We start from the raw sequence: 14385 nt of genomic DNA, 5'->3' as shown, positions 1-14385 counted from the left end.
CTATTCTAACGTTATTTTTAGAATGGTTTTTGTCTTTTCGGTAACTTTAAACCTATTGTCTGCGCGCTTTCCAATAATCCAAACAATATCGTTATTAGAGCATAATAATCGGGCTTGTTCTTTATCTAGCAACGAAAATTTTTCGTCTTTAAAATACTTGCTTACTTTCTTTTTACCCTGCATTCCTAAAGGGAAAAAGACATCACCTTCCTCCTTTTCTCTAATTACTAAAGGAAAATGCAGTAAATCTTTATCCACAAAAATCGTTTTTGAATCTGATTTTTGTGGCCCCTCGACAATTTCGAAATTTAAAATCCCCAAAGGCGTTTCTATTTTCGAAGCGTTTTCCAATATAACTTGTAGTATTGGTTTGGCGTTTTCAATTTCACTCAATAATAAAAAATCACGATCTTTTATTAAACGGTGTGTTGCAGAACTCACCCACTTGCCCGATTGTGCATCTAAGAGGTTTTCAATATCGTTCCATTGGGTAAAACCAAATATTTTAAAGGTTTCATACACATATGATTTTATGTTTTCAACCTCTTTAAACGCGGCTATTTTAAACGTCATGCTCGTCTCTGAAACATTATCGATGGCCTTATTTAAAAAGGCATCCATACTTTCGTCTACAATAGCAATTGTATCGTTTAAATGATTTAAGGTGGTCTGGAAATTTTGTAACAGTGTTGGGTTAATTGCTTTTAAAACAGGAATAACCTCATGCCTTAATTTATTTCGCAGGTATTTTGTTGAAGCATTGCTACTATCGTCGCGCCAAGTTAAATGATTTTGTTTGGCGTATGCTAAAATATCCTGACTTGAAAAGGGCAACAAAGGACGCACAAAAATATCATTTACTTCCGGAATTCCTATTAAACCCTCAATACCCGTACCTCTGGTAAAATTAATTAGAAAGGTTTCTAAATTGTCGTCGGCGTGATGGGCTGTTAAAACATAATCGAATTGCAATTGTGTTGCTAAGGCTTCAAACCAACGGTAACGCAACTCACGAGCCGCCATTTGAATAGACAACTTACCGTCTGAAGCATAAGCTTTTGTATCGAAATTTTCAACAAAAACTTCAACATCTAAAGCTTCAGCAAATTGTAAAACAAAAGCTTCATCGGCATCGCTTTCCTCACCTCTTAAATTAAAATTACAATGCGCCAAAGCAACATTTAAACCCATTTTATAACATAAATGCGTTAAAACCACGCTATCAATACCTCCCGAAATAGCAATTAACAATTTACTGGAATTTAAAAATGCCAAGCGAGACGCTATATGTTTTTTAAAGCTTTCTAACATGTTTTCAAATATACAACATTGCCCATTTATATAATACTTGAGCTACTATATTTAGCTGATAAAAATCATATTAAAATGGCTGTTTATTTTGTAAATTGTAGAGTAGAATTTAAAATTAATCGTTATGTGCTCTTTAGATAAATTAAACGACCAGGCTACACAAAAAGCTTTCAACAAAAAGGTAGTCACTGCAACCAATTATTTACAAGCCTATGTAAAACACCGACTTTACATTGCCGAATCTATGGGCGTATTACCAAGAAACATGTATTCTTCAACCGATATTATAGACAGTGGTATCGTTGCTTTTTATGAAAAAGGTTACGACATTGATATGGATGCAAACAAGATTAAATTAAAACTTTTTAAAATTGTTGTGACTTTATTAGACGCCCTTTTTAAAAATGAAGCTTTTCATAAAAATACCATGAGCACCGATACTATTTTAAAGGACGAACTCGAACATTTGGAAGAACATTTTACAGTAGATTCGGATATGGATTATATTATGCATGAAGAACTTACAGATATTTCATATAGCAACAAAAACGAACAACAGTATTTTGCTTACGATAATAGCAACGACCTGATTTTAAATGCTTTCGAATTAAAAGATATTACTACAGAACAATCTAAAAATGCATTAGGACATCTGTACAGTTGGCTGCCTTTAAACGTCTCTAATATAGTAGATTTATACGTTTTTGGAAAATTGAGTTTCGAAGAGATTTCAATGATAAAAAAAATAGAAACAAAACGTATTGCCACCATTTTTAAAGAAATTAAAGAAACGTTTAAAAACCATATTAACTAGCCTTCTAAAACATCGCGCATGGCTTTGGCTTTTACTAAACATTCTTCGTACTCTTTTAGTGGGTCGCTTTTTGCTGTGATGGCACTTCCCACAGAATAGGATACGTATTTTTTAGATTGATTGTATAAAATACTACGTATAACCACATTAAAATCGAAATTACCTTCAGGCGAAAAATAACCTACAGTCCCAGAATACAAGCCCCGTTTGGTTTCTTCTAAAGCTTCAATAATTTTCATGGCTGAAATTTTAGGAGCACCCGTCATGCTTCCCATGGGAAAGGTTGTTTTAATTATGTCGATAGGATTTACAGTTGGCTCAACTTGCGAACGCACTGTAGAAATCATTTGATGCACTTGGTCGAAAGTATAAATGCCGCATAATTCATCTACTTTTACCGAGCCTTTAATGGCTGTTTTCGATAAATCATTGCGCACTAAATCGACAATCATAATGTTTTCGCTGCGTTCCTTTACATTAGAACGTAACTCGGCTTTAAGCGCTTGGTCTTCATCTTTATCTAATGAACGCTTTGCGGTGCCTTTTATAGGTTGAGAAATAACTAAACCACCATCTTTTTTTAAATAACGTTCTGGTGAAGCCGAAAGCAAAAACTTATCGCCACTTTTTAAAAATGTAGCAAAAGGCGCATTAGAAATGGCATTAAGCTTACTGTAAGTTTCTAGAGGATTTATTTCGGTAGCTTCGGCATAAAACTCCTGACAAAAATTGGCTTCGTACATGTCACCTCGGTGTATATGATGAAGCATCGCCTGGATTTTTTCAATATAAGCATCTTTATGAATACGAAGTTTTATTTTTACCGAATTAGCTTCGGAAGTATTATTTTCTTGGGATACATTTTTGATAGTGTGTAAATCCGATTCAAATTCATAATCAACCATATTCAAATAACACAATGCTACTTCTTTCCCTTTAAAAAAGAAGATTTTTTTAGGCTGAAAGAAATACAAATCGGGGAATTCTAAACCATCAAAATTTTCAGACTTTAAAGGTTCTATGTTGTTTTTTAAATCGTAGGTTAAATAACCAAACAACCAGTCTTTTGTAGTGGCTTGATATTCTTTTAATTGATTAAAAGCATCAAAATAATCGGTTTTTATACTTGTAAAAGCATCAACAGCCAATACTGCATCGTAATGAGAATGAGCTTGTTTATGGTTGTTAGAATCTAGCCATACAACATCATCAAACTGCTGACTCCAAATCAACAATTGTTGTTTAAACAACGTAATATTTTCAGAAGTAAAAAAATGTTTTGCTCTCAAAGGAAAAATTTATGGTGTAAAGTTAGGGAGAATACTTAAAAAATGACAAGTTTTGTATTTTAGTTTAAATAATTTAAGTCATGTTTATATTAGAAAACGATTTATTAAAAATAGGCATAAAAAAACCAGGTGCCGAATTGTGCAAAATAACTTCGGTTAAAAACAACACCGAATTTATGTGGGATGCCAATCCTGCGGTTTGGGGAAGTTATGCTCCTAACCTATTTCCAATTATTGGTGCTTTAAAAGATAATACCTATATGTTTGAAGGCAAACCTTATAGCTTACCAAAACATGGTATGATTCGAAATAATCCTGCTGTTGAATGGCATGAAGAAACAAAAAACAGCATCACTTTAAAACTTGTTTACAGCGATGCTACTTTAAAAGTATATCCGTTTAAATTTGAATTCTATATAACATATAAACTAAACAATGCGAATTTAGAAATTAAGCATACGGTTTTAAATAAAGACACTAAAACCGTGTTTTTCTCTTTAGGTGGGCATCCGGCTTTTAAATGTCCCGTGTTTGAAAATGAAGTTTATGAGGATTATTATCTAGAATTCGAGCAACCGGAAACATCGAAAACACATCTAATAAACATGGAAAACGGCTTAATTTCAGATAAAACGAAACCTGTTTTAGATAATTCTGATTGTTTACCATTAGCGCATCATTTATTTAATGAGGATGCGCTTATTTTTAAAGATTTAAAATCGAGACGCATCACTCTAAAAAGCAAGTCGCATGGTGGTATTTTATCTGTTTCGTACCCAGATTTTAATTATGTAGGTATTTGGGCAAAACCAGAAGGCGATTATGTTTGTATCGAGCCTTGGTTAGGTATTGCAGACAGCGAATTTACCAATCAAGATTTTAAAACCAAGGAAGGCATTTTAAGTTTAGAGCCTAATAAAAGCTTTGTGGCAAGCTATTCTATTGAAATACACCAGAGTCATTTAGTCTAAATAGAATAATAAGCTTAACTTTGCCAGCTAAATTAGTACAACGTGACTTTCGAAGATTTAAATTTAAACACCCCATTATATAACGCCTTAAACGATTTAGGCTTTACAACACCTACGCCCATTCAGGCCGAAGCTTTTAATGTAGTAAGTTCTGGGAAAGATATTGTGGGAATAGCTCAAACAGGTACCGGTAAAACGTTTGCCTATATGTTGCCTATTTTAAAAAATTTAAAATTTTCAACTCAAGAAACGCCACGCATATTAGTTTTAGTACCAACGCGCGAGCTGGTTGTACAGGTGGTAGATGAAATTGAAAAACTATCTAAATATATTAACACACGTGTTTTAGGAGTTTATGGAGGCACCAACATCAATACCCAAAAACAGGCAGTTGCCGAAGGTGTTGATATTCTTGTGGCGACCCCGGGTCGTTTATACGACTTAGCCTTAAGTCGTGTATTGCAATTAAAAACGATACAAAAATTAGTAATTGATGAGGTAGATGTGATGCTCGATTTGGGCTTTAGACATCAGCTTATTAATATTTTCGATATTTTACCTGAAAAACGTCAGAATATCATGTTTTCTGCAACTATGACGCAGGATGTAGATGAATTATTAAACGATTTTTTCAAAACTCCCGAGCGTGTTTCGATAGCGGTTTCGGGAACACCTTTAGAAAATATTTCACAAACGCGTTATAAAGTTCCTAACTTTTATACTAAAGTGAACCTGTTAGTCGATTTACTTCAAGATACCGAAACATTTAATAAGGTTTTAGTGTTTGTGGCTAATAAAAAAATGGCCGATAGGTTATTCGAAAAACTAGACGAGCATTTTAAAGAAGAATTGTGTGTTATTCACTCTAACAAAACACAAAATTACCGTTTACGAAGCATTGAGCAGTTTAGAAATGGTGATAATCGTATTTTAGTATCTACCGATGTTATGGCTCGCGGTTTGGACATAGATAATGTAAGTCATGTTATTAATTTTGACACACCAGATTATCCAGAAAATTATATGCACCGTATTGGTAGAACCGGTCGTGCCGAACGCAAAGGTGAAGCTATTGTTTTATCTACTGAAAAAGAACAGGAAGCCATTGAAAACATAGAACGTTTGATGCAAATGACGATTCCTGTTCTGGACATTCCAGAATGGGTTGAAATTTCTACCGAACTTTTAGAAGAAGAACGTCCGCAAATAAAAGAGCGTAACAACCCTTTAAAACGTAAGGATGAAGATGCGCCAGGCCCAGCGTTTCATGAAAAATCTGAAAAGAATAAAAAAGAAAATTTAGGGGGTTCATATCGCAGAGAAATTGCGAAAAAATATAAAAAACCAAAAACACGCGGCGATAAAAACTATAATAAACGCAACAAAAACAAATAGCTTTTGCCAAAACTCTTAAATAAACTTGTATAGTACCAACATTAGCTAAAAACATTTGCTAAACACATTTAGAGATTTACCTGTAAAAATTTAATTTATATTTGCATTTCATTACTATCTATGAATACAAATAAACTTAAAAAACTTCTATTTTCTTTCGAACAAATCCCTACCCTTATTTATCTAGCAAAATGGGTTTTAATTTGTTTGATTTTAGGAGTTTTGGCTGGTAGTGTTTCGGCATTTTTTTTAAAAGGATTAGACTGGGCCACAAACTACCGTGAAGCGCATTTGTGGATTATTTGGCTCTTACCTATCGGTGGTTTTATAATTGGATTATCTTACCATTTGTTTGGTAATGATGTGGTTAAAGGCAATAATTTACTTCTGGAAGAATTTCATAGTCCTAAAAAGGTAATTCCTTTTAAAATGGCTCCGTTGGTGCTTTTCGGAACTATTATCACGCATTTATTTGGTGGATCTGCTGGTCGTGAAGGAACTGCTGTGCAAATTGGTGGTGCTATTGCAGACCAATTTACCAAAATATTAAATCTCTCTAAACGCGATAGAAAAATTATATTAATTGCCGGTATAAGTGCTGGTTTTGCTTCAGTTTTTGGAACACCTTTAGCTGGGGGTATTTTTGCTTTAGAAGTTTTAGTTCTTGGACGATTGCGACTAGATGCTATAATACCGAGCTTTATGGCAGCTGTGTTTGCAAACTATTTCTGTGAATTTTGGAATGTAACACACACGCATTATCATATTTCTGAAGTGGCACCCATGAATCCGCAAAACCTGATATGGGCCTTATTAGCTGGTATTATTTTTGGGTTGGTCGCTATGTTATTCTCTAAATCGACTCATTTTTGGAGCAATTTATTTAAAAAACATATTACATACCCGCCTTTGAGACCTGTTATTGGTGGGGTTATTTTGGCCATTACCATTTACTTCATGGGTACCACTAAATATATTGGTTTGGGAATCCCAACTATAATTGATGCGTTTGACATCAACTTAAATTCTTACGATTTTTTATTAAAAGTTTTATTTACCTCATTTACTTTAGGTGCTGGATTTAAAGGTGGCGAAGTAACACCGTTGTTTTATATTGGAGCAACCTTAGGTAATGCGCTTATTTGGTTTATACCTTTACCAATGGGCTTAATGGCGGGCATGGGTTTTGTAGCCGTATTTGCCGGCGCCACCAATACACCAATAGCATGTACCATTATGGGAATTGAACTATTTGGTATTGAAGCAGGTGTTTTTATTGCAATTGCCTGCAGTACGGCTTATTTGTTTTCTGGACATTCTGGTGTTTATGGTTCCCAAATTATTGGCAGTCCTAAAAATCACCATTATTTAAGAGAAAGAGGCATACAATTGTCTGATGTTGAAAAGCGTCGTGATAATTTTCACAAATAGTAAAAAGAAACCCTTTCCAAATAAATGAAAAGGGTTGTGTAAAAAACTTTTTAGTTTACAAAACTTAACCAACCAAATTTTAACCCTAACTTTAAGTTAATCTTGTATTCTTACTTGGTTTTCTACAATATCTTTAATGGGTACTACTATTTTACCTTCGGTAGTTTTTAAGGTTATAGAAATAGAATTTATTGATAATACTTCACCGGTTATATTATTAAACTGTATAGTCTGTCCTATTTCGTAAGTACGTCTGGCATAAAATGTTTTTAATAATTCTGCCACAATTTTTTGCGATCCTAAACCCATAGCTAAAGAAAAAGCCAATAACAGGGATGCTAAAATTAAGGTGATATTGTTAGTTATTATTTCTGTATCTATGCCCGCTTGATTTAAGGCAGTAACACTAATGAATACTAATAAAATAACGAAAACTAACTGGCTAATTAACTTACCTCCAAAAAAATCCATGGAATCGAACAACGATTTTATTCCTTTTTTAGCCATGTTAGCAAACAACAACCCTAAAATAAAAATAGTGAGTGCTGAGAATAACTGTGGAATGTAACTTAAGAAGTTTTTAATTTCTTCTGATACTATTGTTAAATTTAAAATTTCTGTAACAACTATTATAATCATTAAATACAAAAACCACTTAACAAATTTTGTAATAATAGTTATAATATTGAAATTCAATTTCTTATCGCCAAACAGTTCAATTTCATTAATTTTATCATCTAATTTATCTGCTTTTGCAATTTTGAGAGCCTTTTTTAAAATACTAACAACGATTTTAATTATTAACCAACCTATAATTATTATTGCTAGTGCTCCCAAGATATTTGGAATAATACTAGAAACTTCTTCCATTATCGCGTTAAGTGAATTTAAAACGCTTTCATTCCAATTAGATATCTTTTTCATTATTAATCAATTAAGGGATATTATTTGCTATTTTTACTTTTTCTTTTTTTAATAACAGTTTCTATTACATGGCTTAAATTATAAGAAAATAAGGTCGCAATTTCCATAATTAACTTCGCCATGGCAATATCGCGCATGACTTTATCCTTGAGTTCCTCTGGAACTTCTTTTGGTGGATGGTTAATATACTTGAATGGATTATCCATTAGTTATTGCTATACTTATTATTATAAACACTAATTAACCTGTCTTTCACACGCTTAATTCTCATTTTCACAGCGCTCTCGCTAATATCTAAGATACTTTCAATCTCTTTAATTGATAGCTTTTCTTGATACTTAAGAACAAGAATCATTTTTTCATCGGGTGAAATGATTTCCAAGGCCTCTTTGAGGTTTTCAACCTTCATTTGAAAAAAACCACTTTCATCTTCTAAATCTTCCTCATCAATCGAAGGTTCGATATCAGAATAGTTTACAGCGTTCTTTTCAATTCGTTTAGAATTGTTTCTTGTAACATAATTTACACAATGATTGTAAGTAAAAGCATAAAGCCAGGTAGAAAATTTGGAGTCTCCTTTAAAACTACCTAATTTAACAAAAAGTTTTAAAAAAACATCTTGTGTTAAGTCTTTTGCTTCATCTTCATCTTTTGCAAAACCAAAACATTTGTTGTAAACAAGTGTGGCGAATCTGTCATAAAGTACTTCAAATAAAAGAGTGTCTTTTGTTTCTACAATCTCTTTTACCAAATCTTCGTCAGAAATGTTATTATTTTTTGATGCTTTCAATTATGTTCGAGAGAAAAGTTTAGTTTTTGTTTTTTGACCCCTTTTAATAGCAATAGTCACATAAAATTTAACATCAAAAGTAATAAAAATTAACTAAAATTAACATTTGTTAATAATTTTTAATTAAGCATACAGCAATTAATATTTAATCTAAATAATTTACAATGCTATTTTTTAAGTTTTTTTTAGAGTATAATTTAGAAATACCCGCATATACTTAATGAAATTCATATTTTAGCATAAAAGAAAATTATGAAAATTATACAACTAATTTTATTGATTCTTTTAGCTACAATACCTTTAAATTTGGAAGCAAAAGATGATATTTGGGGAGCAACAGGGCATCGCGTTGTTGGTGAAATTGCTACTAATTATTTAAAAGGAAAAACAAAACGCGCCATTAAAAAACTGCTAGATGGAAAATCGCTGGCCTTTGTTTCTACCTTTGGAGATGACATAAAATCTGACAAGAGATATAACAAATTTTACACCTGGCATTTTGTAAATATGCCTTTTGACAAAGATTACGAGCATGCTCATAAAAATGAAGCAGGCGATTTAGTTACTGGAATAGAATATTGTAAAGCGGTTATTCAAGACAAAAATTCATCGGACGATGATAAAGCGTTTTATTTAAAACTTCTTGTGCATCTTATGGGAGATTTACACCAACCAATGCATGTGGGTTTGGAGGAAGATAAAGGTGGGAATGATTTTAAAGTGCAATGGTTTTATAAAGACTCTAATTTGCACCGTGTTTGGGATAGCGATATGATTGATGGTTTCGATATGAGCTATACAGAACTAGCTAAAAATATCGACTTACTAGATAGAAAAGAAATTAAAGCACTGCAACAGGGAACTATAGTAGATTGGGTAAATGAAACGCATCAACTAACCAAGAAAATATACAAATCGGCCGAACCAGAAGAAAATTTGAGATACCGCTATTCATACGATTATTTTACAACCGTTAGAAGTCAATTACAACTGGCTGGTATTCGTTTAGCAAAAGTTTTAAACGATATTTTTTAAAAACAAAAACATACTTAAAAACAAAAAAAGTGCTTGAAAATCAAGCACTTTTTTTATGTTTAAAATTTAAAAATGTATTAAATATGAAGTGCTCTGTCTTCGGTTGCTGCTAAGGCTGCTTCCTTGATAGCTTCAGTAAAAGTAGGGTGTGCATGAGACATACGGGATACATCTTCAGCCGATGCTCTAAATTCCATAGCTACTACAGCTTCAGCAATCATATCGGCAGCACGGGCACCAATCATGTGAGCTCCTAATATTTCATCTGTTTTCTTATCGGCTAAAATTTTAACAAAACCATCTAAATCCATGCTTGCACGACTTCTTCCTAAGGCACGCATTGGAAAAGATCCTGCTTTGTATTCTACACCAGCTTCTTTAAGTTGTTCTTCTGTTTTTCCAACTGAAGCAACTTCTGGCCATGTGTAAACCACACCAGGAATTAAGTTATAATCTATATGCGGTTTTTGTCCTGCAATAGTTTCGGCAACAAATACCCCTTCTTCTTCTGCTTTATGAGCTAACATAGCCCCTTTTACAACATCGCCAATAGCATAAATATTTGATGCACTTGTTTGTAAGTGATCGTTAACTTCAACTTGACCTCTATCGGTTAATTTAACACCAGCAGCTTCTGCGTTTAGACCATCTGTGTACGGACGACGACCAACAGATACTAAACAATAATCGCCTTTAAACTCGACTTCTTCACCTTTTTTATTATCTGCTTTAACGATAACTTCATCTCCAACACGTTCAACAGATTTTACTTTGTGAGAAATATTAATGCCGAATTTTTGCTTTTTCAAAACTTTATTAAGCTCTTTAGAAAGTCCAGAATCCATAGTTGGGATAATGCGGTCCATATATTCAATAACCGAAACTTCTGCGCCTAAACGTTTGTAAACCTGACCTAACTCTAAACCAATAACACCACCACCAATAACAATTAAGTGTTTTGGGATTTCTTTTAGTTTTAAAGCTTCAGTTGAAGTTATAACACGCTCTTTATCAATATTTATAAACGGCAAACTTGAAGGTTTACTTCCAGTTGCTATAATGGTGTTTTTTGCTTCTATTTCAATAATTTCTTCGCCAGAAATGGTAATATGAGTAGCATCTTTAAAGCTTCCTAAACCTTGATAAACATCGATGTTATTTTTCTTCATTAAAAAATCGATACCACCGGTTGTTTGATCTACAACGGCTTGTTTTCTGGCAATCATTTTTTCAAGATTTACTTTAACATCTCCTGGAATTTCAATGCCATGTTCTTCGAAATGTTTAACAGCATCTTCGTAATGGTGTGATGAATCTAAAAGTGCTTTACTTGGTATACAACCAACATTTAAACAAGTACCGCCAAGGGTACTATATTTCTCTATTATAGCAGTTTTCATGCCTAATTGTGCGCAACGAATGGCTGCAACATATCCTCCAGGACCTGAGCCTATTACGGCTACATCGTATGAATTCATAAAATTATTTTGATATTCGTTTATTTAAAAATCAGTATAACAAAAGTACAAATGTTTTCATAGCAAGCCAATAAAAAACAAGGCTTTATGACTATTTTATGTTATTGTTTGTTCTAAGACGAAATACTTACTTTTTATTAAAAAAACTAAGTATTTTAATTGTCTTTTCGTTTTTTTATATCTTGCAATACCCAATTTAACTGATTATCGTTCGTAGGGTCTTCAAAATTAATAACTGGCAAAACTTCGTAATCTGGCAGGATACCATAACCATCTGGCTCTTGCTTATAAGGTGTTTCAATTTGCATTAAACCCATTCTTATTTTTAATTGCGATTCGGGCATTTTATAGACTTTATAAATGCCGGCTACGCAACCATTATAAGCGCCGCCTGTTTCTTCACCAACAAAAACAGCGCGATTGGTAGCTTTTAAGTGCGTGGAAAGCAAGGACGATGCTGAAAATGAATTCCCGTTAATTAAAACATATATATGTTCGTCGTAATTTAAGTCATGAGGGTTTTGTTCTTTGGCAAACCGCAGTTTATAATAGTATTTACCATTTTTTTTATGCGTTTTTATTAAATTATGAGTTACAATAAACGGTGAAAAAAGTGTAGAGATTACTTTTAACGAAACAGGCATATCATTGGCTAATAGATAATTAAAATAGGGCAGCCTGTTAGTGACCTCGCTTTCTTCAATTAGTTTAAATTTTTTATTGGTTAAAAAACCGTATAAATATGAGATTTCGGCTATTCGTCCGCCACCATTATCCCGCAAGTCTATTATTAAATTTTTGGTTTTAGCAGAGTCTAATTTTTTAAAACTTTCCTCATAAAATTTTTTAAAATTACCATTAGAGAAACTTTTAATTTTCATGTAACCCACCGCTGTGCTGCTTGTATCTAAAAACTTAAACGTTCTGGTATAACCATCATATTTACTAATAAAACCGTGGTTTCGGTTGTACTTGCGTTTCTTTTTATTAGCGATTCGGTTGTCTTTTCTTTCTTCGGGAGTTCGTTTTTTCGGTTTTATTACCTTCAAACTATCTGTTTTTAGCGTGTCTTTTTTCTTTTCTTTTTCGACACGTTTTAGTGTTCTGCTAAAAATAGAATCGGCATGTTTAAAAACCACTTTCAAACTATCTTTATAACCAAATTCTTTAAAATAAAGTCTGGCAAACACTTTACCTACATAGCTATTATATAAGGTTTTATTGTAACCATCGGAAGCAAAGCGGGTTTTAAATGTTTTAACTAAATTTGAAGTCGAATCTTCTTCAATTTTTAATAATTCACTTCCAATTAAAGTAGAATCGTAGCCTCTGGTATTAGTTACCCAAAGCTTATCATTCAAATAATCAAATTCTAAATCGTAAAACTCAAACTTTTTCTTGTTTAAAGCTTTTAGTTCTTTTCGTTTGTATTGTTTGCTAACAGAACCTAAAGCAATATGACCCTGACGTACCTGAGCCACAACAGGAGCCAATTTTTTATAAAATGCTCTGGATGTTAGAGGTGTATTTATTGATTTTTTTAGACTGTCAAATTTAAATTCTAAGTCCGATTTACTAATGTATTGATATAACTTCGGATGGTTTTTCTTTAGCTGACTGTATAAATGATCTATATCTGAGCGCAGGGCTTCGACAGTATGTGGTGTTGTAATTTTTTCATTATATTTTTCTACAGAACTGCATGAAAACAAGACAAAAACAATAATGCATACCGGTAAAAATCGCTTCATTCTAATACAAATTGTTAAATACCATACTAAACTAAGTTTTAAAACTTATTAAGTTTAGTTTATTAGACATTTTTTAACGCTTTTTGGCTAAAATCAGTTCATTTATTAAAAATAAAATTATGTAATTTTGTTCACCATGCAAAAAAACATAAACATTCAAAATAAAAAAGCCCGCTTTCTTTACGAAATACTTGATAAGTATGTTGCAGGCTTATTGCTTACAGGAACCGAAATAAAATCGATACGAAGTGGAAAGGCTTCTATTGTTGAAAGTTTTTGTGAGTTTAACCACCGAGGCGAACTTTTTGTTATAAATATGAACATTGAAGAGTATGCTTTTGGAAACTATTACAATCACAGACCCAAAGCCGAGCGTAAGCTACTTTTAAACAAAAAAGAACTAAAAAAACTTAATAAAGAAGTTCAAAACACGGGTCTTACAATTATTCCGTTACGCTTATTTATTAACGAACGTGGTTTTGCAAAAATGGAAATTGCTTTGGCAAAGGGTAAAAAACTTTACGATAAGCGTGAAACAATTAAAGATCGTGATAACAAACGTGATTTAGACCGCGTTAAAAAAATTTACAAATAAAGTTGACGTTTTGTCGTTTCTACAACATCAAATTCAACGTAAAACCATTAAACATACCTCTATGAAAAGATCTGTTTTATTAATTCTGCTTACGCTTTTTACTTTTCAAATACATGCTCAGGAAAATGATACTGAGGAAGAACCAAAAGATTATTCTGCAAATGTTTTAACCTTAGACAGCACTATAAAATCCTTATACTCTGTAATTTCTGGTGAAAAAGATGTAGAGAGAGATTGGGAATTATTTAAATTTTTATTTAGAAAAGATGCCAAACTTATTGCTGCTGGAAAAAACAAGGAAGGCGAACTACAAGTGCAATACATGAAACCTGCCGATTACATTAAAAATTCAGGAAAATGGTTGGTTGAAAATGGCTTTTTTGAAAAAGAAATTAATCGCGTAACCGATAAATTTGGTAATATGGCTCATGTTTTTAGTACTTACGAATCGTTTTTTAGCGAAGATGATGAAAAACCATTTATGAGAGGTATTAACAGTATTCAGTTATTTTATGATGGTAAACGCTGGTGGATTGTTAATATTTATTGGCAACAAGAAAGTAAAAAACATACCATTCCCGAAACGTATTTAAATTAAAAA

At 32.6% G+C, this 14385-nt stretch carries 14 protein-coding genes; 7 read left to right on the top strand and 7 right to left on the bottom strand.

Translation table 11 applies throughout. The annotated features are described in order from the left end of the window. Entirely contained in the window at positions 1-1311 is a 1311-nt protein-coding gene (gene tilS, locus AW14_RS10595) for a tRNA lysidine(34) synthetase TilS (protein WP_044638782.1), read from the bottom strand. Positions 1312-1435: 124 nt separating this feature from the next. On the opposite strand from tilS, the gene AW14_RS10590 reads away from it, so the two are divergent. Further along, complete coding sequence (locus AW14_RS10590; protein ID WP_044638781.1) at positions 1436-2125, top strand: hypothetical protein; 690 nt, start codon at positions 1436-1438, stop codon at positions 2123-2125. On the opposite strand, the gene pabB is transcribed toward AW14_RS10590, so the two are convergent. After that, positions 2122-3414 carry an aminodeoxychorismate synthase component I gene (gene pabB / locus AW14_RS10585; RefSeq protein ID WP_044638780.1) on the bottom strand — a complete coding sequence of 431 codons (1293 nt, stop codon included), beginning with the start codon at positions 3412-3414 and terminating at the stop codon, positions 2122-2124. The genes AW14_RS10590 and pabB overlap by 4 nt on opposite strands. A gap of 80 nt (positions 3415-3494) precedes the next feature. Between pabB and AW14_RS10580 the strand changes: the two genes are divergently transcribed. The 3 genes from AW14_RS10580 (at position 3495) to AW14_RS10570 (ending at position 7211) form a co-directional block, all read left to right on the top strand. Next, entirely contained in the window at positions 3495-4385 is an 891-nt protein-coding gene (locus tag AW14_RS10580) for an aldose 1-epimerase family protein (protein WP_044638779.1), read from the top strand. A gap of 42 nt (positions 4386-4427) precedes the next feature. Next, positions 4428-5780: a DEAD/DEAH box helicase gene (locus AW14_RS10575; RefSeq protein ID WP_044638778.1), complete on the top strand. Its 1353-nt coding sequence runs from the start codon at positions 4428-4430 to the stop codon at positions 5778-5780. Positions 5781-5900: 120 nt separating this feature from the next. Beyond that, on the top strand, positions 5901-7211 hold the full coding sequence (locus AW14_RS10570) for a voltage-gated chloride channel family protein (RefSeq protein WP_044638777.1): 1311 nt from the start codon (positions 5901-5903) through the stop codon (positions 7209-7211). A gap of 96 nt (positions 7212-7307) precedes the next feature. Here the strand turns inward: AW14_RS10570 and AW14_RS10565 are convergent, their stop codons facing one another. The 3 genes from AW14_RS10565 to AW14_RS10555 are packed head-to-tail and all read right to left on the bottom strand — an operon-like array spanning position 7308 to position 8925. After that, complete coding sequence (locus AW14_RS10565) at positions 7308-8135, bottom strand: mechanosensitive ion channel family protein (protein WP_044638776.1); 828 nt, start codon at positions 8133-8135, stop codon at positions 7308-7310. A gap of 20 nt (positions 8136-8155) precedes the next feature. After that, positions 8156-8341 (bottom strand): hypothetical protein, encoded by a 186-nt coding sequence (locus AW14_RS10560; RefSeq protein ID WP_044638775.1) that lies wholly within the window; start codon positions 8339-8341, stop codon positions 8156-8158. Continuing rightward, positions 8341-8925: an RNA polymerase sigma factor gene (locus AW14_RS10555; protein ID WP_044638774.1), complete on the bottom strand. Its 585-nt coding sequence runs from the start codon at positions 8923-8925 to the stop codon at positions 8341-8343. Before AW14_RS10555 ends, AW14_RS10560 begins: the two co-directional genes overlap by 1 nt. 252 nt (positions 8926-9177) lie before the next feature. On the opposite strand from AW14_RS10555, the gene AW14_RS10550 reads away from it, so the two are divergent. Continuing rightward, on the top strand, positions 9178-9960 hold the full coding sequence (locus AW14_RS10550) for a S1/P1 nuclease (protein ID WP_179944492.1): 783 nt from the start codon (positions 9178-9180) through the stop codon (positions 9958-9960). Positions 9961-10037: 77 nt separating this feature from the next. Here the strand turns inward: AW14_RS10550 and lpdA are convergent, their stop codons facing one another. Both lpdA and AW14_RS10540 read right to left on the bottom strand, forming a co-directional pair. Beyond that, complete coding sequence (lpdA, locus tag AW14_RS10545; RefSeq protein ID WP_044638773.1) at positions 10038-11438, bottom strand: dihydrolipoyl dehydrogenase; 1401 nt, start codon at positions 11436-11438, stop codon at positions 10038-10040. Between the two features lie 155 nt (positions 11439-11593). After that, positions 11594-13189 (bottom strand): S41 family peptidase, encoded by a 1596-nt coding sequence (locus tag AW14_RS10540; protein ID WP_044638772.1) that lies wholly within the window; start codon positions 13187-13189, stop codon positions 11594-11596. A gap of 136 nt (positions 13190-13325) precedes the next feature. On the opposite strand from AW14_RS10540, the gene smpB reads away from it, so the two are divergent. Then, the gene (gene smpB, locus AW14_RS10535; RefSeq protein WP_044638771.1) at positions 13326-13784 is read left to right on the top strand and encodes an SsrA-binding protein SmpB; all 459 of its coding nucleotides are present in this window, start codon (positions 13326-13328) and stop codon (positions 13782-13784) included. A 61-nt stretch (positions 13785-13845) separates the two neighbouring features. Further along, positions 13846-14382, top strand: a complete 537-nt coding sequence (locus tag AW14_RS10530) for a hypothetical protein (RefSeq protein ID WP_044639609.1) — start codon at positions 13846-13848, stop codon at positions 14380-14382. Positions 14383-14385: the final 3 nt, after the last annotated feature.

Origin of the sequence: Siansivirga zeaxanthinifaciens CC-SAMT-1 (assembly GCF_000941055.1) — a bacterium.
GTDB classification, from domain to species: domain Bacteria; phylum Bacteroidota; class Bacteroidia; order Flavobacteriales; family Flavobacteriaceae; genus Siansivirga; species Siansivirga zeaxanthinifaciens.
The sequence above is the reverse complement of the archived record's forward strand: the minus strand, read 5'-3'. Positions and strand labels throughout refer to the sequence as shown.